The organism is Ruegeria sp. AM9, assembly GCF_056540565.1.
The window spans coordinates 102,128-122,124 of sequence record NZ_JBQFWY010000009.1 but is presented as its reverse complement, the minus strand read 5'-3'; the positions used below and the strand labels follow the sequence as shown (position 1 = coordinate 122,124).

Annotated in this window: 16 protein-coding genes and 1 tRNA gene; 12 read left to right on the top strand and 5 right to left on the bottom strand. The window is 59.4% G+C overall.

The genetic code is table 11. From position 1 onward, the window contains the following. Positions 1-173 precede the first annotated feature (173 nt). Together ACR0DO_RS15310 and ACR0DO_RS15305 are read right to left on the bottom strand one after the other, a co-directional pair. Positions 174-890, bottom strand: coding sequence for an RlmE family RNA methyltransferase (locus ACR0DO_RS15310; protein ID WP_170671537.1), 717 nt, complete (start codon positions 888-890; stop codon positions 174-176). Beyond that, positions 890-2,002: a Ppx/GppA phosphatase family protein gene (locus ACR0DO_RS15305; protein ID WP_170442864.1), complete on the bottom strand. Its 1,113-nt coding sequence runs from the start codon at positions 2,000-2,002 to the stop codon at positions 890-892. Before ACR0DO_RS15305 ends, ACR0DO_RS15310 begins: the two co-directional genes overlap by 1 nt. A gap of 241 nt (positions 2,003-2,243) precedes the next feature. On the opposite strand from ACR0DO_RS15305, the gene ACR0DO_RS15300 reads away from it, so the two are divergent. The 5 genes from ACR0DO_RS15300 to ACR0DO_RS15280 all read left to right on the top strand — a co-directional run bounded on the left by ACR0DO_RS15300 (position 2,244) and on the right by ACR0DO_RS15280 (position 5,656). Beyond that, positions 2,244-2,540: a virulence factor gene (locus ACR0DO_RS15300; RefSeq protein ID WP_039530128.1), complete on the top strand. Its 297-nt coding sequence runs from the start codon at positions 2,244-2,246 to the stop codon at positions 2,538-2,540. 26 nt (positions 2,541-2,566) lie between these two features. Beyond that, complete coding sequence (locus tag ACR0DO_RS15295; protein ID WP_480559979.1) at positions 2,567-3,493, top strand: methylenetetrahydrofolate reductase; 927 nt, start codon at positions 2,567-2,569, stop codon at positions 3,491-3,493. 9 nt (positions 3,494-3,502) lie between these two features. Next, a complete protein-coding gene (locus ACR0DO_RS15290) occupies positions 3,503-4,564 on the top strand; it encodes a methyltetrahydrofolate cobalamin methyltransferase (RefSeq protein WP_480559977.1) in 1,062 nt (353 codons plus the stop codon). 126 nt (positions 4,565-4,690) lie between these two features. Continuing rightward, positions 4,691-5,518, top strand: a complete 828-nt coding sequence (locus ACR0DO_RS15285; protein ID WP_480559975.1) for a polyphosphate kinase 2 family protein — start codon at positions 4,691-4,693, stop codon at positions 5,516-5,518. Positions 5,519-5,582: 64 nt separating this feature from the next. Next, a tRNA-Gly gene (locus tag ACR0DO_RS15280) sits at positions 5,583-5,656 on the top strand. A gap of 2 nt (positions 5,657-5,658) precedes the next feature. Here ACR0DO_RS15280 and ACR0DO_RS15275 read toward each other — a convergent pair. Together ACR0DO_RS15275 and ACR0DO_RS15270 are read right to left on the bottom strand one after the other, a co-directional pair. Continuing rightward, entirely contained in the window at positions 5,659-6,516 is an 858-nt protein-coding gene (locus ACR0DO_RS15275; RefSeq protein WP_480559973.1) for a class I SAM-dependent methyltransferase, read from the bottom strand. Positions 6,517-6,539: 23 nt separating this feature from the next. Then, positions 6,540-8,582 carry an ASKHA domain-containing protein gene (locus ACR0DO_RS15270; protein WP_480559971.1) on the bottom strand — a complete coding sequence of 681 codons (2,043 nt, stop codon included), beginning with the start codon at positions 8,580-8,582 and terminating at the stop codon, positions 6,540-6,542. 217 nt (positions 8,583-8,799) lie between these two features. On the opposite strand from ACR0DO_RS15270, the gene guaB reads away from it, so the two are divergent. From guaB to ACR0DO_RS15255, 3 genes are all read left to right on the top strand, one after another. Further along, on the top strand, positions 8,800-10,248 hold the full coding sequence (guaB, locus tag ACR0DO_RS15265; protein ID WP_480559969.1) for an IMP dehydrogenase: 1,449 nt from the start codon (positions 8,800-8,802) through the stop codon (positions 10,246-10,248). Positions 10,249-10,341: 93 nt separating this feature from the next. Continuing rightward, positions 10,342-11,499 carry an RsmB/NOP family class I SAM-dependent RNA methyltransferase gene (locus ACR0DO_RS15260; protein ID WP_480559967.1) on the top strand — a complete coding sequence of 386 codons (1,158 nt, stop codon included), beginning with the start codon at positions 10,342-10,344 and terminating at the stop codon, positions 11,497-11,499. A gap of 104 nt (positions 11,500-11,603) precedes the next feature. Then, complete coding sequence (locus ACR0DO_RS15255) at positions 11,604-13,895, top strand: hybrid sensor histidine kinase/response regulator (RefSeq protein WP_480559965.1); 2,292 nt, start codon at positions 11,604-11,606, stop codon at positions 13,893-13,895. Here the strand turns inward: ACR0DO_RS15255 and ACR0DO_RS15250 are convergent. Next, positions 13,892-14,485: a gamma-glutamyl kinase gene (locus ACR0DO_RS15250; protein ID WP_480559963.1), complete on the bottom strand. Its 594-nt coding sequence runs from the start codon at positions 14,483-14,485 to the stop codon at positions 13,892-13,894. The two genes, ACR0DO_RS15255 and ACR0DO_RS15250, sit on opposite strands and share 4 nt — an antisense overlap. Before the next feature lie 192 nt (positions 14,486-14,677). Between ACR0DO_RS15250 and recA the strand changes: the two genes are divergently transcribed. From recA to ACR0DO_RS15230, 4 genes are all read left to right on the top strand, one after another. After that, positions 14,678-15,745 (top strand): recombinase RecA, encoded by a 1,068-nt coding sequence (gene recA, locus ACR0DO_RS15245; protein WP_170442848.1) that lies wholly within the window; start codon positions 14,678-14,680, stop codon positions 15,743-15,745. 223 nt (positions 15,746-15,968) lie between these two features. Then, positions 15,969-18,638: an alanine--tRNA ligase gene (gene alaS / locus ACR0DO_RS15240; RefSeq protein WP_480559961.1), complete on the top strand. Its 2,670-nt coding sequence runs from the start codon at positions 15,969-15,971 to the stop codon at positions 18,636-18,638. Position 18,639: 1 nt separating this feature from the next. Further along, positions 18,640-18,927 (top strand): DUF1330 domain-containing protein, encoded by a 288-nt coding sequence (locus tag ACR0DO_RS15235; RefSeq protein WP_480559959.1) that lies wholly within the window; start codon positions 18,640-18,642, stop codon positions 18,925-18,927. 355 nt (positions 18,928-19,282) lie between these two features. Continuing rightward, complete coding sequence (locus tag ACR0DO_RS15230) at positions 19,283-19,906, top strand: transglutaminase-like cysteine peptidase (protein ID WP_480559957.1); 624 nt, start codon at positions 19,283-19,285, stop codon at positions 19,904-19,906. Positions 19,907-19,997: the final 91 nt, after the last annotated feature.

Here is a 19,997-nt window from a genome sequence, read left to right as displayed (position 1 = left end):
CCATACATCTCAGTTGCAAAACCCTGTGTCCCCGGACCAAAGGGTCGCTGATCTGCAGGCCAGAAAACCGGAATATATCAATCACGGTCAGGCGCTATTGCTACAACAAACCGCTGCTGCGTCACTGCGCGAGCAGTTTCTGACAGGCGACCGAATCTGGATCAATGATTAGGTCAGCCCCGAAACCCCGTGGCGACCACAAATTTCTCGGAACTGTCGGAGCGGGACGCAGGCGGTTTGACGTTGGCCACCTTATCGAATTTCTGCTTCAACAGCTTTTGCAGATCGCCCTCGGCGCCTCCGGCCAGAACCTTGGCGACGAAGGTGCCGCCTTCTTCCAGAACGTCAAAGGCGAAATAGGCCGCTGTTTCGCACAGAGCCATGATCCGCAAATGGTCGGTCTGTTTATGCCCCGATGAGGCCGCCGCCATATCGGACATAACCACGTCAGCCTTGCCGCCCAGCCAGTCTTTGACCTTCACATCGGCGTCGTCTTCCATGAAGTCCAGCACATGCGCTTCGGCACCGGCGACGGGTTCTACCTCTTGCAGGTCCACACCCAGAACCGTGCCGACCCGTTTGCCCGACTTCTCACCCAGAGCATTGACGCGTTTCACGGCCACCTGCAGCCAGCCACCCGGCGCACAGCCTAGATCAACCACACGCGCACCGGGAACGAGAAAGCGGAATTTATCGTCCAGTTCCAGAATCTTAAACGCTGCGCGCCCGCGATACCCTTCGGCCTGCGCACGTTTCACATAGGGGTCGTTCAACTGACGCTCAAGCCAGCGGGTCGAGCTGAGCTTGCGCCCGCGCGCTGTCTTGACCTTGACCTTCAGGTCGCGTTGCCCACGGCCTGAATTGTTTTTTCCACTCGGTGTCTTCGCCATCAGAACGGTCCGTCTTCCAATACCCCGTCCGCGCTCATCTGCGCATAAAGCAGACCTTCGCGCAGCCCCCGGTCCGCCACAGAGAGGCGGTCGGTGGGCCAGCAGCGGAGCAATGCCTGCAAAATGGCTGAGCCGGACATGATCAGGGCTTGCCGGTCATCGCCGATCCGCGGATCGCGCCGCCGCCCCAGTGGGCCGAGTTCTAAGTATCCTCGTATGACTTTGTCAATCTGATCGCTGGTCATGCGCAGACCGTCCACTTTGGTCCGGTCATAGCGTTTCAGCCCCAGATGCGAGGCGGCAACGGTTGTCACTGTGCCGCTGGTCCCCACGATCTGAAATCCTTCGCGGGCCTGTTCGTCCTTGTAGGGGGCGAAATCAGCCAGGTTTTCTTCGAAAAACCAGCTCATCAGCGCAAAGCGGGCCGAGTCGTCTTCGACATCGTGGAATTGGTCGCGCAAGGTCGCAACGCCCAAGGGCACGCTGATCCAATCCACCACCTTGGCGGCGGGAAAAGGGCTCTCGGCGGTGTGAAACCCGTTGTGCAGACGCATGATCGCGGCAGGGCGGTCACGGCGCGGCACCGACGAGATGTCGATCCACACCAACTCGGTCGAGCCACCGCCGATATCCACGACCAGCAACTGTTCGGTCTTGGTCGACACCAGTGGCGCGCACGAGATAACGGCCAGACGCGCCTCTTCCTCGGGCTGGATGATCTCAAGCGTCAGGCCGGTTTCCCGTTTCACCTGCCGGATGAAATCGCGTGAGTTCTTAGCGCGCCGACAGGCCTCGGTTGCGACCAGCCGCATCCGTCTGACCTTGTTGCGTTTCAGCTTTTGCTGGCAGATGCGCAATGCCTGAATGGTACGCGCCATAGAGGACCGCGACAGCCGCCCGGTCCGTTCCAGACCCGCGCCCAACTGCACGGATTTGGAGAAGCTGTCCACCACATGAAACCCGCTGCCCTTGGGCTGGGCTATCAACATGCGGCAGCTATTTGTACCCAAATCCAGCGCCGCATATAATGCATCTGGATCGGGTCTTGCCGGCGCGGGGCTTTCGACCGCCTTCGGGAACGCGCCCGCACCTTTGGGACGCTTGGGCGCCATCTTAAACGCCCTCCGATTTTCGAGTTACCCTGACCATAGGTCGGGCAATTGTTTCGTGCAAGACGCTCATTAAAGTGATGAGTATTTTGATGTGCGCGTTTGCGTTAGAATTCAGTACAAGCCCTGTATCCTGTCGTAGGCAAAAAGGTCGCTTGAAATACGCCGTGTGTCGAAAACCGACCGACCTGAGCCCGTATAGAAGTTTAGAAACTGCCCATCTGGTTAGGAGGAATCAAAGGCAATGCCTGACGTCACCATCGTATATTGGCGCGACATTCCCGCCCAAGTTATCGTCGGCAAGGGCCGTCGTGGCGCAAAGCGGCAGTTGGAGGAGCGGTTTGAACAAGCGATCGACCGTGCTGCCATGAAGGTGAACGCCAAGGACAGTGATGCCTACCTGGCCGAATGGCGCAAAGCTGATCCTTTCGCGGTTGAGGGCGACCCGTCCGAGATTGCCGAGGCCGAAGCCGTGCGTCTGGAAACTGAATACGATCAGGACCGCATCAAGGCGCTGATCGCAAATGACGGTTGGGCATGAGCTCTAAATCTTTATGGGAGGCCGCTATGGCTTTGCTGAACTTCAAGAAACGTGATGCGGCCGTAAAGGCCCCGGTGAACCCGACTGTCGAAGCCTTCCTGCAGGGTTATTCGATCGAGGTAATGCCGCGCACCGCCGAAAAGGTCGAGGATTTCCGCGCGCTGCTGCCCGAAGGCACTCGCGTCTACATCGCCCATATCGAGGGCACCCCGATTGAGGACATGGTCAGCACCGCCAAGCGGATCGCGGCCGAAGGGTACCCGGTCATGCCGCACTTCCCGGCACGGATCATCAAGGATGCCGCCACCCTGGAGAACTGGATCTCGATGTATCAGGGCGAAGCAGGCGTCGATCAGGCACTGCTGCTGGCCGGTGGTGTTGCAAAGCCGCACGGTGATTTCGACAGCTCGATGCAATTGCTGGAAAGCGGTCTGTTCGACAAGGCGGGCTTCAAGCGTCTGCACGTTGCCGGCCACCCCGAGGGCAACAAGGACATCGATCCCGACGGTTCGACCAAGAATGTTGACGACGCGCTGCGCTGGAAACAGAAATTCTCGGAAACTACCGATGCGGAAATGGCGCTGGCGACCCAGTTCGCGTTTGACGCCAAGCCGATCATCGCATGGGCGGAAGGTCTGAAAGAAGCGGGCGTCGATCTACCGATCCATATCGGTATCGCGGGTCCGGCCAAGCTGCAGACCCTGATCAAATTCGCCATCGCCTGTGGCGTTGGCCCGTCGCTGAAGGTTCTGCAGAAGCGCGCTATGGATGTGTCCAAGCTTTTGCTGCCTTACGAGCCGACCGATGTTCTGACCGAACTGGCCAACCACAAAGCGGCCAACCCGGATTTCAACATCACCAACGTGCATTTCTTCCCGCTTGGCGGTATCAAGACCAACGCCAACTGGGCAATCGAAAACGGCGGCGCCTCGGCAAAGCCTGCAAACTCCTAAGGAACGGACATGACCCGTACAGTCGTAGAATCAAAAACAAAAACCGCCGTTCTGGGCTTTGACGAACCGTTCTGCGTGATCGGTGAACGGATCAACCCGACCGGTCGCAAGAAACTGGCCGCTGAACTGGAAGCAGGCGATTTCTCGACCGTCGAGAAAGACGCCGTCGCGCAGGTCGCTGCAGGCGCGACCGTTCTGGATATCAACGCGGGCGTTGTCTACAACTCGAACCCCAACCCGAACGAGACCGAGCCGCCGCTGATGACCAAGATCGTCGAGCTGGTTCAGGGTCTGGTCGACGTGCCGCTGTGCATCGACTCGTCGGTTCCGGGTGCTCTGGAGGCCGGTCTGGCAGCAGCCGAAGGCCGTCCGCTGCTGAACTCGGTCACGGGCGAAGAAGAGCGGCTGGAGATGGTTCTGCCGCTGGTCAAGAAATACAACGTTCCTGTTGTTGCGATCTCGAACGACGACACCGGCATCTCGGAAGACCCCGATGTCCGTTTCGACGTGGCCAAGAAGATCGTTGAGCGCGCAGCCGATTTCGGCATCCCCGCGCATGACATCGTGGTCGACCCGCTGGTGATGCCGATCGGTGCGATGGCAACCGCTGGCCAGCAGGTGTTTGCTCTGGTCCGTCGTCTGCGCGAGGAACTGGGCGTGAACACCACCTGCGGTGCGTCCAACATTTCGTTCGGTCTGCCGAACCGTCACGGCATCAACAACGCCTTCCTGCCGATGGCAATGGGCGCAGGTATGACCTCGGCGATCATGAACCCGGTGGCTCTGCCTGTTGGTCCCAAGAAACTGGCCGAGAAGAAGGCTGAAGTTGAAGCAAAAGGCATCATTCTACCTGCGGATATGGATGATGAAACCTTCTGCCAGCTGTTCGGTCTGGGCTCGACCCTGCCGCGCGCAGGCAAGGAAATGGAAGCCATCCGTGCGGCCAACCTGCTGACCAACAATGACCCGCATGGCGGTGCGTGGATCAAGTTCAACAAATCGCCTGAAGAGGCCGGTGCTGCCGGTGCCGCAGGCGGTCGTCGCGGCGGTGGCCGTCGCCGTCGCGCTTGATTTCACCAAAAGTATGATCAAAGGCCGGGCATTGCGCCCGGCCTTTTTCGTTTGACCCTGATCAATGCCCGGTATCGACGGGCTTGCGACAATGGTACGACCCCCGCAACAAAATCAGGTGTTTTCATGACCAAGCATTACCCTCCGAAATTGGCGGACGCCGATCTGAGCAAGCGCCTGAGCAAGAGGGACTATTTCGAAGAGCTCGTCGAGCTTCAGGCCCAACTTGCGTTGATCCAGCAAGCGTTCCTGTTTCATGGCGTGAAAGGCGTGCTTGTTTTCGAAGGCTGGGACGCGGCAGGCAAGGGCGGCACGATCCGCCGGATCAGTCAGGCGCTGGATCCGCGCAGTTTCAAGGTCTGGCCGATTGGCGCGCCGCGCAACTATTACCTGAACCGCCACTACCTGCTGCGGTTCTGGGAAAGGTTGCCCCCCGAAGGCGCCATCTCGGCCTTCGACCGCAGCTGGTACGGCCGCGTTCTGGTCGAGCGGCTTGAAAAGTTCACACCGGAAGAGCGTTGGCGGGCCGGATATCGCGAAATCAACGATTTCGAACGCATGTTGGTCGATGACGGTACCCGGATCGTGAAACTGTTTTTCCACATCTCCCCGGACGAACAAATGGCGCGTTTCACGGAACGCCTGCGCAATCCGATGAAACGGTGGAAACTGACCTATGAGGATTTCCGAAACCGTGAACGTTGGGCAGAGGCAGAAGTGGCTGTCGAAGAAATGCTGGCGCGAACCTCGACCGAAATTGCGCGATGGCATGTCATTCCGGCAAACAACAAGAAATACGCCAGAATAAGTGCGATGCGCGCGATTGTTGATGCATTCTCCAAGGACATCGACCTGAGCCCGCAGCATCTGGACAGGCGAACCCTTGATGCAGCTTGCGAGGCACTGGACGTGGATCAGTCCCTTATCGACAGCCTGCGCGCCCGGACCGAGTAATTGCCCTGCGCCTTGGAAAGGCGCTTGAAGTCGTTCAGCAGGCGGTGTTATCCAGCGCTACGCGGCGGGTATGATGTAATGGTAGCCTGTCAGCTTCCCAAGCTGAACGCGCGGGTTCGATTCCCGCTACCCGCTCCAAATCACTCGGATCGACGGGCCTGAAACAGGTTGATGACCGCAGGGATGCGGGGTTCCGCCCCGGATTGCAGGTGCTGAAACTCGGCGGCAACATCTTTCTGGATGGCTTGAATGTCCTGCTCGTTCCCGTTGAAATGTGCGATAACTCGGGCTGCCGGTCCGACACGCGTACACAGTGCAGCTGTGCCCTCGATGCCGTTGACGCCTTGAAGGTTCAAAGGCACGGCCTCGACCTTTATATCGGACAACCCGGCCTGAACCATCATTCCTTTGACATGATCAAGGTCGTGAAACGCCAAGGGACCGGGCGCATAACGATCCACGCGTGGTGGCTGCCCCAGCCGCTGGACAGCAGCAATGTGCGGAACCCGGAACCATGGGTTCACGGCCAAAGGACCCCAAGCCGCAAAAGTCATCTGAGCGCCGGGTTTCAGTGCCCTGGCAATATTGGCAAAGGCAGCCACTGAATCGCTGAAAAACATGACGCCGAACCGAGAGATCGCCGCATCCATTTGCCCAGGCTCGAAGGAAAATGTCTGCGCGTCGGCATATTGAAACTGAATGTTATCCAGCCCGTCTTTCGCAGCGCGTGTCGCAGCACGATCCAAAAAAGGTTGTGAGATATCGGCGGCCAGCACATGCCCGTCCGGCCCGATGCACCGAGCCGCGGCAAGGGTGCTGACGCCCGTGCCGCAGCCGATATCCAGAACCTTCATTCCGGCAGACAGGTCAGCCCGGTTCAGAACCAGGTCCAGAACAGGGGAAAAGGCATGGTCCAGCTGATCTTCGTAGGTCAACCATTTGGTGCCGTTCTCAGACTGGCCCCAGTATTCTGCCTGTTCTTCGTTTGCTGACGTCATCTGTCCCCCTGTGGTTGGGGTGACTATGACCTCCTGCGGCGACGGCGGCCAGACTTTTCCTCATCTCCACCGGTGTTGAAGGACGGCGCGGGCAGGGTGACCACCTGCGCCAGTTCCGGGAACGGATCGGTTTTATGCGGGATCGCATTGGCGGCGACGAAATGATCCTGAAATTTGGGCTCGATGGCGGTTTCGACCTTGGTGATCTCGCGCACGACGCGTTCAATCTCGGTCCGGGCGCCGATGTTGCACAACGCGATCCGCGCGCCGGTGCCCGCAGCGTTGCCCGCGCTGGAGACCTTGTCCAGCGGTGCGTCGGGGATCATGCCCAGAACCATTGCGTGTTTGGTCGAGATATGTGCTCCGAACGCCCCGGCCAGAACGACGCGGTCGACCTTGTCGACTTCCATGACGTCCATCAGCAGGCGCGCGCCAGCATACAACGCGGATTTGGCCAGTTGGATGGCGCGGATGTCGCCTTGGGTCACGGTGATGCGCGGGCCGCCCTCGGCGCTGGCGTCGTGGATCAGATAGGCGTTGGTGCGGCCTTCGGGAACGCAGCGCGCGGTGCCGGTTTGCGCGGCCGAGCCGATCAGGCCGCTTTCGTCCAGCAGACCGGCGATGCGCATTTCGGCCACGGCCTCGATGATGCCCGAGCCGCAGATGCCGGTGATGCCGGTGGTGGCGACATCCTGATCGAACCCTTCTTCATCGGACCATTTGTCGGACCCGATGACGCGGAAGCGGGGTTCCTTGGTCACAGGATCAATCTCGATCCGCTCAATCGCACCGGGCGCGGCGCGCTGGCCAGAACTGATCTGTGCGCCTTCGAATGCCGGGCCGGTGGGCGAGGAACAGGCCAGAACGCGGGTGGTGTTGCCCAGCAGGATTTCCGCGTTGGTGCCGACGTCAACGATCAGCACGAGGTCTTCGGATTTGCCCGGCTCTTCCGACAGCGCAACAGCGGCGCAGTCCGCGCCCACGTGCCCTGCAATACAGGGCAGGATATAGATTTGAGCGCGCGGGTTCATCCTGGTCAGGTCCATCTCACGCGCGGGCAGGGACACGCTTTCCGAGGTCGCCAGTGCAAACGGTGCCTGGCCCAGTTCGACCGGGTCCAGCCCCAGCAGCAGGTGGTGCATGACCGGGTTGCAGACGAAAACCGTCTCAACGATCAACTCGGGATCAATACCGGCCTCTTCGGCGATGGAGACGGTCAGATCGTTGATTGCTTCGCGAACGGCCTTGGTCATCTCCTGATCACCGCCGGGGTTCATCATGGCGTAAGAGACACGGCTCATCAGATCTTCGCCAAAGCGGATCTGCGGGTTCATCAGGCCCGAGGACGCCTTGACCTCGCCGGTTTCCAGATCGGTCAGGTGGGCCGCGATGGTCGTCGAGCCGAGGTCGATGGCCAGACCATACAGCCCGCTTTCGTGCAGACCAGGCCAGATTTCGACGATGCGGGCAACCGGGTCTTTGTGGCCTTTGTGTACGGCCACGGTAACCTCCCATTTGCCCTTGCGCAGGATGGGCTGCAGCTTGGACATCAGCGACAGATCGGCGGTGACGGCCTCGATGTTCCACTGCTGGCGCAGGGCGCGTTCCAGACGCTCCAGATCGCCGGTGGGCGAGTGCATGTCGGGTTCCTCGACCACCACGAAATACAGGCGCGTTGCCGGGTCCATGGTGATGGCGCGCGCAGCGGCGGCCTTGCGAACGACCTGACGGTGCACTTGGCTTTCTGGTGGCACGTCGATCACGATGTCACCCTGAACGGTGGCCTGACAGCCCAGACGGCGGCCCGGTTTCAACCCACGTTTGTCATCATAGCGCTGCTCGACCGCATTCCATTCGCTTAGCGCGCCGTCAGAGACGGTCACGCCGTGCTTTGGAAACTCGCCATAGCTGGGGGTGATCTGGCATTTCGAACAGATCCCGCGCCCGCCGCAGACCGAATCCAGATCGACGCCCAACTGCCGAGCAGCGGTCAGAACCGGGGTGCCAACGGGAAAATGTCCGCGTTTGCCTGATGGAGTAAAGACAACAAGGGGATCGGTGGTCATATCTGGCCTGCCTTTTGTATTCGCGCGTATGCCGGGCAAGATATGGGTTTGCGCGTAAAGGGAAAGGGCATTCCGCGGCACGTTTTGTACAGGTTGCGTCGTTTTTTGTTGCGGTAACGGCCCGTGGGGGAAAACTAGTTGGGCTCTGGGGCTTTTCCTTCGCATAAATCCATGTAATAGGGTCACCGCCAAACGGGCTTTTGCATGGGGTTAGCAGATGCAGATTCGTGAGGCACTTACCTTTGACGATGTTCTCTTGGTTCCGGCGTCCTCGTCGGTGCTGCCGGCGACGGCGGATACAAGCACGCGTGTGACGCGGGCGATCAGCATGAACATCCCGTTGCTGAGCTCAGCGATGGACACAGTGACCGAGGCGCGCATGGCCATTGCGATGGCGCAGGCGGGCGGCATCGGCGTTATCCACAAAAACCTGACGACCGAAGAACAGGCCCGCGAAGTGCGGCGGGTCAAACGGTTTGAATCGGGGATCGTCTACAACCCGGTCACATTGCGCGCGAATCAGACGTTGGCGGATGCCAAGGCTTTGGTCGAACGTTACAACTTTACCGGCTTCCCTGTCATTGACGACGCAGGCCGTGTGGTCGGCATCGTGACCAACCGGGATATGCGCTTTGCGACGTCGGATGACACGCCGATCCACGCGATGATGACGGCTGATAATCTGGCGATGTTGCAAGAGCCGGCCGATCTGGAAGAAGCCAAGAGCCTGATGAAGGCCCGCCGGATCGAAAAGCTGCTGGTTGTTGACGGCGCGGGCAAGCTGACCGGCCTGCTGACGCTGAAAGATACCGAACAGGCCGTGTTGAACCCGACCGCCTGCAAGGACCCGCTGGGCCGTCTGCGTGTGGCGGCGGCGACCTCGGTCGGCGATGCCGGGTTTGAGCGGTCCGAGCAATTGGTAGATTCCGGCGTCGATATCATTGTCGTTGATACCGCGCATGGTCACTCTCAGGGCGTTCTGGATGCGGTGAGGCGGGTCAAGAGCCTGTCGAATGAGGTTCAGATCATCGCCGGTAACGTTGCAACAGGCGAGGCCACCAAGGCCCTGATTGATGCAGGCGCAGATGCTATCAAAGTTGGCATCGGGCCGGGTTCGATCTGTACAACCCGGATGGTGGCCGGTGTGGGTGTGCCGCAGTTGACGGCCATTATGGATTGCGCTTCGGCCGCCGGAGATGTGCCGGTAATTGCAGACGGCGGTATCAAATTCTCGGGCGATTTCGCCAAGGCAATCGCGGCGGGCGCGTCCTGTGCGATGGTTGGCTCGATGATCGCGGGCACCGATGAAAGCCCGGGCGAGGTGATCCTGTACCAGGGCCGTTCCTTTAAATCCTATCGCGGCATGGGCAGCCTGGGCGCGATGGCGCGCGGCTCGGCTGATCGCTACTTCCAGAAGGACGCGGCCAATGACAAGCTGGTGCCCGAAGGGATTGAGGGGCAGGTGCCTTACAAGGGCTCGGCCAGCGCCGTGGTGCACCAGTTGGTCGGCGGTCTGCGCGCGGCGATGGGCTATACCGGCTGTGCAACGGTCGAAGACATGCGCAAGAACTGCAATTTCGTCAAAATCACTGGCGCAGGCCTGAAGGAAAGCCACGTGCATGACGTGCAGATCACCCGCGAAAGCCCGAACTACCGGGTGATGTAACCCCGGTTTTCAAGGTTCACGGCGCCCGCAGCAGGGCGCCGTTTTGCATTGGTGGCTTTGGCAGCAGTCACATCAACAGCTTCGGAAGACAGTATGACACCGGCCGCGCGCATTCAGGCTTCGATAGAAATCCTCGATGAGATTCTTGCAGGCACACCTGTCGAGAAATCCCTGACCAACTGGGCGCGCCGCAGCCGGTTTGCCGGGTCTAAGGATCGGGCTGCGGTCCGCGATCATGTGTTTGCAGCGTTGCGGTGCAAGCGATCCTTCGCAGCGCTCGGAGGGGCCGAGACCGGGCGTGGCCTGATGATCGGCGCCGTGCGTAAAAACGGTGAGCCGTTGGAGGATCTGTTCTCGGGCGCCCGCCACGCGCCAGAGATGTTGGCCGACACTGAGGTCGGACGCGATTTCGCCTCTGAGGCTGAACAGTATGACATCCCCGATTGGCTCTGGTCCCGCTTCGAAACCTCGTTGGGGGATCAGACGGTTTCGGTCGCGCAGGCTCTTCAAAGCCGGGCGCCGGTGCATCTACGGGTCAATCTGATCAAATCGGATGTCCCTAGGGCAATTGCTGCACTGGCCGCCGAGGGGATCAACGCCGCCGCGTCTTCGGCCTGCGAAACGGCGTTGGAAGTCACCGAGGGCGCGCGCAAGATTGCGCAAAGCCGGGCCTATGCAGACGGGTTGGTCGAGCTTCAGGACGCGGCCAGTCAGGCGGTCGTCGCGGCGTTGGATCTGCGTCCGGGAATGCGCGTGCTGGACTATTGCGCGGGCGGCGGGGGAAAGTCTCTGGCCCTGGCCGCGCAAAAAGGGGTCTCGGTTTTTGCCCATGATGTGAATTCTGCAAGGATGCGGGACCTTCCGGCGCGGGCGGAACGGGCTGGCGCGCGGGTTAAGATCCTGAGTACGGATGACATCCCGCAACAGGCCCCGTTCGATGTCATCCTCGCGGACGCGCCGTGTTCGGGCAGCGGGTCGTGGCGGCGGGCTCCGGCAGGGAAATGGGCGCTGACCGAAAGCCGTTTGCAAGAGCTGACGGGCATTCAGGCCTCTATTCTGGGCAAGCTGGCGCCGATGATCGCGCCCGGCGGCGTTCTGGCCTATGCGACCTGTTCGATGCTGGACGCCGAAAACGGCGATGTTGTCGATGGTTTCCTGCGAAATCATCGGGATTGGTCCGAGGTTTTTCGGAAAACGTGGCTTGTCTCCCACGGTACGGACGGTTTCTTTACGTCACACTTGACGCGATAGCGCGCCAAAACATAGCAACCTAAAGGAGAGTTCCCGGTTTTTATTAAGCGGGCATTAACCTTATTTGGGCTGACTGCGTGAAAGCCCACCGAACTGAGTTGTTTATGACCGATACTACGGAAGTTTTCTCTGATCCGTCCTTTCAAAATGCCCCGACCGGTTTGCGACTTGCTCCTCTGGTTGTGATCGGCGCGCTGCTGAGTCTGGCACCTGTTGTTGGACCCGTGCCGCAGCTTTGGCACACCGGTTTTGTCGTGGCGGGCGTCTCACTGCTGGCGGCAAGTTTCCTCGTGGCGCTGCGGGGAAAGATCGTGGATCACCTGGCGCGGCAGGCGGTGAAGACCATGGCGATCTTTGCGGAACAGGACCTGTTTCCCTGCATGATTGCAAACGCTCAGGGTGACATTCTGACCGCCAATCCCGAAGCGCGAAACAAGTTCCAGGCCTTTCCGGGCGCGCGGTTAGAACTTTGCCTGAAGTCGATATTTGCGAACCCGGCGCCTGTTCTGCTGCGTCTTCAGTCGAAGGCTGAGATTCACGGCAAGGCACGCGAGGACATCATTACTGTCGGATCGACCGTCCCGGTATCAGTTTTCGATGTCGGCAACGGTCAGTTTTGCTGGCGGTTTCATCTGGACACCCCAGGGCAGTGGGATGAGGTTGCGGTTCCGGTCCTGACCGAAGGCCGCAACGGCACGTTACTGCGGGTCAACGTCGCAGCGGCCCATTTTCTGGGGCACAGGCCAGATAAACTGCAGCAGGTCCTTTCCACTGATCCGGGGGCACAGGGCGATATCGTTCAGGTTCACACGGCAAATGGAACCGTCTCTGCCGCTGTGTGTGAGCTCAACCGCTCCGGCACGGTACGCGACCTGATTGTGTTGCCGACAGAGGTTGCGGGCCATGCCAGCAGCGGGGCGTCCTTTGCGGAATTGCCGGTGCCCATCGTGCGCCTTGCGCCGGATGGAAGGATTCTCGAGGCCAATCGGCTGGCGGTGAAGCTGATCGGCGAAATCGAGCCCGGCGAAACCAATGCTGATCAAATCATGCACGGGCTCGGCTATCCGATTTTGGACTGGCTGGCGCGCACGGCGGCTCAGGAACCAGCAATGCGGTCCGAATTCCTGCGCCTGTCCCGGCAGGACAAAGAGGTGTTTGTTCAGGTCACGTTGAACCGCGTTGTGAATGACGGGCAGGTTCAGCTGATTGCAGTGCTGAACGATGCCACCGAGCTCAAGACGCTTGAGGCACAGTTCGTGCAAGGGCAAAAGATGCAGGCGGTCGGGCAACTGGCCGGTGGCGTTGCCCATGATTTCAACAACCTGCTGACGGCCATATCGGGGCATTGCGACCTGCTGTTGCTGCGGCATGACCAGAATGACCCGAACTATGGGGATCTCGTACAGATCAACCAAAACGCCAACCGGGCAGCAGCGCTGGTCAGCCAATTGCTGGCGTTTTCGCGCAAACAGACGCTGCAGCCCGAGGTGCTGGACCTTCGGGATACGATCTCGGACCTGATCCACTTGCTGAACCGGCTGGTGGGCGAGAAAGTCCGCCTGATCCTCAGCCACGATCCGGTGTTGAAACCTGTGCGGGCTGATAAACGGCAATTGGAACAGGTGCTTATGAACCTCGTCGTGAATGCCCGTGATGCCATGCCCGATGGCGGTGAGGTGCGGATTGAGACCGAGGTTGTGGTGCTTAGCGACCCCTTCACGCGCGATCGGGCCACGGTTCAGCCCGGCGAATATGTCACCGTCAAGGTGATTGATAGTGGTGTTGGCATCCCGGCGGACAAGTTGCAGAAGGTGTTCGAACCCTTTTACACCACAAAACGCACCGGGGAGGGCACCGGTCTGGGATTGTCGACGGTGTATGGCATCGTCAAGCAGACGGGTGGTTTCATTTTTGTCGACAGCGTTCAGGGGCACGGGACGGAATTCATTGTCTATCTGCCGGTGTCCGTCGCCTCTCCGGAAGCGCAACCCGACGCGATACCCGCCGCCGACACGCAAACCGCCCGTCAAGGCGAAGGGGTTGTTCTGTTGGTCGAAGACGAAGCGCCAGTACGCGCTTTCGCAACACGTGCGCTGCGGTTGAAGGGGTATACCGTGCTCGAGGCCGAGTCGGCGGAAGAGGCGCTGCGCCTGCTTGAGGACGGCGCTTTGAATGTCGATGTCTTTGTCACCGATGTGGTCATGCCCGGCATGGATGGGCCGACCTGGGTGCGCAAGGCGATGGAAACCCGCCCGGATACAAGGGTGATCTTCATGTCTGGCTATACCGAGGGTGCCTTCGGCGATTCCGGGCCCGAGATCGCGAATTCCACCTTCCTGCCCAAGCCGTTCTCGCTGAACCAACTGACCGAGGCTGTGTTTCAGCAGATCAACTAGAGCGCTGCGTCATGGCAGGCGAACTCGGCCGCGTGCCGTTTGCGGAACTTGCGTTCCGTACCGGGCGTCAGGAACAGCTCGCGGTGGGGTGAGACGTTTTCCTGTTTCAGGTCGATCTGCATGTTCAGCCGGTCTTGCAGGAAATCCAGGATCTTGTCCTGATTTTCATATTTGAAGATATGGCTGGCGCCAAAACCGTTGCTCCGGGTGCGGAAGAACTGGCTCTGGCTGCCGACATCAGCAAATTCAGGGCGGGGGCTTTGCATGTAGGCTTGCACGAAGTCATCAAAGCTCAGATCACGGGTGAAATGCGGATGCCCGATCCGGTCGTCCCGGCTGCGGAATTTGTACCAACTGCCCAGCCAATCGACGGGTTCGCGCACGACCGCCATGATTTCCATCTCGGTGTCGTACATTTTCCGAAAGATGTTCTGAAAAAATCGGTCATAGCGCCGCACGGGGGCGTGTTTCAATTCTGGCGGGCCGGTCACGACAAAGTCGGCGCGGTCGCGCAGGGCGGTGTGATATGCCGTGCTGCCTGTTTTAGGAACGGCGAGAAACGCAAGGCGTTCCTTATAGAAAACAAGCATTTAGTCGCCCTTTGCCAATCTTTGTTACTGTCGCAGATTGGCGTAAACGACTCTTTAACACAATTGCTGAACAGTAAGTATTGTAAGTTTTAGTTGAAATGTTCTCTTTTTGGTCTCATAAGGAACAAGAGGCGAACAAAGCAGCGATTGCCGCCCGTTCAAGGGTGTGACAAAAGGGAAGGCGACAGGACAATGGCGGATCTTCTGACGATGAGCGACAAGAAAAACGCAGACAAGCAAAAGGCGCTCGACAGCGCGCTGGCTCAGATCGAACGGCAGTTCGGCAAGGGCTCGATCATGAAGCTGGGCGAAGATTCCAAGCAGGACATCGATGCCAGCTCGACCGGGTCACTGGGGCTGGATATCGCGTTGGGGATCGGCGGTCTGCCGATGGGCCGGATTGTTGAGATTTACGGGCCTGAAAGCTCGGGTAAGACAACGCTGACGCTGCATTGCATTGCAGAACAGCAGAAACGTGGCGGTGTTTGTGCGTTCGTCGATGCGGAACACGCGCTGGATCCGCAATATGCCCGCAAGCTGGGTGTGGATCTGGATGAGCTGCTGATTTCTCAGCCCGACACCGGCGAACAGGCTTTGGAGATCACCGATACACTGGTGCGATCCGGGGCGGTGAACATGGTCGTGGTCGACTCAGTGGCGGCGCTGACGCCGAAGTCCGAGTTGGAGGGCGACATGGGCGACAGCAGCGTGGGCGTACAGGCCCGGCTGATGAGTCAGGCGATGCGGAAACTGACCGGGTCGATCAACCGCTCGAACTGCATGGTGATCTTCATCAACCAGATCCGGATGAAGATCGGTGTGATGTTCGGTAGCCCGGAAACGACGACCGGTGGCAATGCTCTGAAATTCTACAGCTCGGTCCGTTTGGACATTCGCCGGATCGGCGCGATCAAGGACCGCGATGAGGTGGTCGGCAACCAGACCCGCGTCAAAGTCGTCAAGAACAAGGTGGCGCCACCGTTCAAGCAGGTGGAATTCGACATCATGTATGGCGAAGGCATCAGCAAGATGGGCGAATTGCTGGATCTGGGCGTCAAGGCCGGTGTGGTCGAGAAATCGGGCTCATGGTTCAGCTACGGTGATGAGCGGATCGGGCAGGGGCGTGAGAATGCCAAACAGTACCTGCGTGACAACAGTCGTGCCGCGCTTGAGATCGAAGACAAGATTCGTGCCGCGCACGGGCTGGAGTTCGACATGCCGCCGGGTGCTGCCGAGGATGACGATATCCTCGAAGCTTAAACAGTCGCTGACGGGAACAGCAGAAATCCCCCGGCACCCCAATGGTGCTGAGAATACCCGGAACAGGGCGGTCCACCGTGGCCGCCTTGTTTCGTTTTGGGCACGCACGATGCTGTGAGATACCTGCTTATCCTTAAGGCTATCTGTCTATCCTGTGGACTATCCTCTGGGACAGGGATAAACCCATGAGCGAACAAGATGATTGAGCGCTGAGAGAGCCCAAATGCCCACGCTGAACGATATCCGATCGACCTTTCTGAACTACTTTGCCAAGCAGGGGCATGAGGTGGTGGCATCCAGCCCTCTGGTTCCACGCAATGACCCGACGCTGATGTTCGTGAACTCGGGGATGGTGCAGTTCAAGAACCTGTTCACCGGAGTGGAAACGCGCGATTACCAGCGTGCGACCACGGCGCAGAAATGTGTGCGCGCGGGCGGCAAGCATAACGATCTGGACAACGTGGGTTACACCGCGCGGCATCATACATTTTTTGAAATGTTGGGCAATTTCTCGTTCGGTGACTACTTCAAGCCCGAGGCGATCCCCTTTGCGTGGGAGCTGATCACCAAGGAATTCGGCATCGACAAAAACCGCCTGTTGACAACGGTTTATCACACCGATGATGAGGCTTTCGAGATTTGGAAAAAGGTCGGCGTTCCCGAAGACCGGATCATCCGCATCGCCACCAATGACAATTTCTGGCAGATGGGACCGACTGGCCCCTGCGGGCCTTGCACCGAGATTTTCTATGACCATGGCGATCATATCTGGGGCGGCCCTCCGGGCTCGGCCGAGGAAGATGGTGACCGGTTCATCGAAATCTGGAACATCGTTTTCATGCAGAACGAGCAGTTCGAAGACGGCTCGATGGTCGAACTCGACATGCAATCGATCGACACCGGCATGGGGCTGGAGCGGATTGGCGCGCTTCTGCAGGGCAGCCATGACAACTATGACACCGATCTGTTCAAAACGCTGATCGAGGCGTCGGCAGATGCGACCGGGGTTGATCCCTACGGGGACCAAAACGTTCATCACCGCGTCATCGCGGATCACCTGCGTTCGACGTCGTTCCTGATTGCGGATGGCGTTATGCCCAGCAATGACGGGCGCGGTTACGTACTGCGCCGGATCATGCGCCGGGCGATGCGGCACGCGCATTTGTTGGGGGCGAAAGATCCGGTCATGCACCGTTTAGTGCCGACTCTGGTGCAACTGATGGGCGCGCAATATTCCGAACTTGGTCAGGCACAGCCCTTGATCGAAGAGACGCTTTTGCTGGAAGAAACACGCTTCAAGCAGACCCTGGATCGCGGTCTGAAGCTGCTGGATGACGAGGTCGCGGGCCTGTCCGAAGGTGCGGCTCTGTCTGGTGATGCGGCGTTCAAGCTGTACGACACATACGGTTTTCCGCTGGACCTGACGCAGGATGCACTGCGCGAAAAGGGCCTGACGGTGGATACGGATGGTTTCGATGCTGCTATGGCCGAACAAAAAGCCAAGGCCCGCGCCGCATGGGCCGGATCAGGCGAGGCCGCAGATCAGGCCATTTGGTTCGACGTTCTGGATCAGGCTGGGGCCACGGATTTCCTTGGCTACGATACCGAGAAAGCCGAAGGGCAGGTGGCTGCGCTGGTTGTTGACGGTGCTCTGGTCGATAAGATCGAACAGGGGGGCACTGGATGGGCTATCGTCAATCAGACACCTTTTTATGGCGAAGCCGGTGGCCAGGTTGGCGATACCGGTGAAATCCGGCGTCTCGAAAACATGCAGGATGTGTCGCGGGTCGAAGACACCCGCAAGTTTGCCGAAGGCAAGGTCTATGCGCATCGGGTGACGGTCAGCCAGGGCACGTTGTCGACGGGCGACTCGGTTGAGCTTGCGGTCGATCACGCGCGCCGCACCGCGATCCGTGCCAACCACTCGGCCACGCACCTGCTGCACGAGGCGCTGCGTGAAACGCTGGGCGATCACGTGGCACAGCGCGGGTCGCTGAACGCGTCGGACCGGCTGCGGTTCGACTTCAGCCATTCCAAGGCGCTGAGCCCCGAGGAAATCCAGAAGGTCGAGCGCGAGGTGAACGAGTTCATCCGCCAGAACTCGACCGTTGAAACCCGGATCATGACGCCGGACGATGCGCGGGACTTGGGCGCTCAGGCGTTGTTCGGTGAGAAGTATGGCGACGAAGTTCGCGTAGTTTCGATGGGCAAGGCCCCGACGGGCAAAGGTCATGACGGCGACACGTGGTCGATCGAGCTGTGCGGCGGAACGCATGTGCGTCAGACCGGGGATATCGGTACGTTTGTCGTGCTGGGTGACAGTGCCAGCAGTGCCGGTGTACGCCGGATCGAAGCGCTGACCGGGGATGAGGCGTTCCGCCATCTTTCGGAGCAAGATCAACGGCTTGGGCAGATCGCATCAGAGTTGAAGGCGCAGCCGGATGATGTGGTCAGCCGGGTCAAGTCACTGTTGGATGAACGCAAGGCCTTGCAAAACGAAGTTGCCCAGCTGCGTCGCGACCTGGCGATGGCGGGCGGCTCGGGGCAGGGCGGCGCCGAGGCGCGCGAGGTGAATGGTGTACCTTTCCTAGCCCAGGCGCTGAACGGTGTTTCTGGCAAGGACTTGCCCGCTTTGATCGACGAACACAAAAGCCGGCTGGGCTCGGGCGCAGTGCTGTTGATTGCGGATGCCGGTGGCAAGGCCGCCGTAGCGGCCGGGGTGACCTCGGACCTGACGGACAAGGTTTCGGCTGTTGATCTGGTTCGGGCCGCAGTGGTCGAACTGGGTGGCAAAGGCGGCGGTGGACGCCCCGACATGGCGCAGGGCGGCGGCCGTGATGCCTCGAATTCGGACGCGGCGATCAAAGCCGCAGAGCAAGTATTGGGAGGATAACATGCCTGCACTCTGGATCGCCCATGTTACTGTGACCGACGCCGAGGCCTATGGAAAATATGCCGAGCTGGCGGGCCCTGCGATTGCCAAGCACGGGGGTGAGTTCATCGCCCGCGCCGCGCGCTATGTGCAGCTTGAAGGCAAAGAGCGGCCCCGCAATGTGGTTGCCCGGTTCCCCTCGGTTGAGGTCGCGGTGGAGTGCTACGAATCCCCTGAATACCAGCAGGCGCTGGACCACGCGCGCGGCGCCAGCGAGCGTGAATTGGTCGTTGTTGAGATCACCGACTAGAATCACTCTGGCAAACTTACGCCAGATTCTGACAAGCTGAGCGGATTTCAGCGCATGAACGTGTCAGGTGGCCCGAGCGGTTGCCTGACCTTTTTCTTTTCGGATTGCAGCTAATTTTTTCAAACGCTTATCACGGATGCCGGGTGAAAAGATTACGTTAGGTCACCTATAAATTGTGGCCAGATTCTCTCAATTCTTGCCTGAAATGGTCAAATTGCGGAACGAATTTCCGCCTCTTTTTGCTTGCAACCTCACCGCAGATTGCGCAAACGGCCCCGTCCACTGATAGTTAGCAAAATAATCTACGGTCCCGTTCTCTGCAATCGCGTGGATGAATTTGGATCGAGGAACAGGCATGAAACCGTTGAGTACTGAATTCAGAGCCGTTTTTTCGCGGTTGACCTCAACTATGGGTCGACTTTTCGCAGCTGCCGCGCTGGCGGTGGGCGCTTGGGGTGCGGGTACCGCTGCAGAGGCAAGCGAAGGAAGCTATCTCCAAGTCGTATCGGCATCGCCGCCGCCTTCGGGCGCCCGTCAATTGTGCCGTCAATACAACTGGGCCTGCTCAACCAAGGCTTCGGTTTCCATGTCCAGCCAGCAGGAAATGCAGATAATCCGGCGGGTCAATCTGCAGGTCAATGCAACGACGCGCTCGGTGACGGATCAGTCGCAATACCGCATCGCGGAAAGATGGGCGCTGCCGACGTCCCGAGGCGGGGATTGTGAAGATTTCGCTCTGCTGAAGAAACGAGATCTCATTCGCGCCGGAGTCGATCCCAGCAAATTGCTGATCGCAACGGTTCTGGACAAGCAGCGGAATGCACATGCTGTGCTGGTCTACCGCTCGGCAGCTGGTGATCTGGTTTTGGACAACCTGACAAACCAAATTAAGCCATGGTCGGCCACGCAATATCTTTTCCTTCGGATGCAAAACCCGCGGAAACCCAGTGGTTGGGTTGGGGTTTACAGCCGCAGCTGATAGTACCCCTGATGAACAATCGGGTTATTTAAGCATGAGCAAGGGCGACGCAAGCTTCGCCCTTTCCGTATTCAAGGTGTTTTCTGTTTGA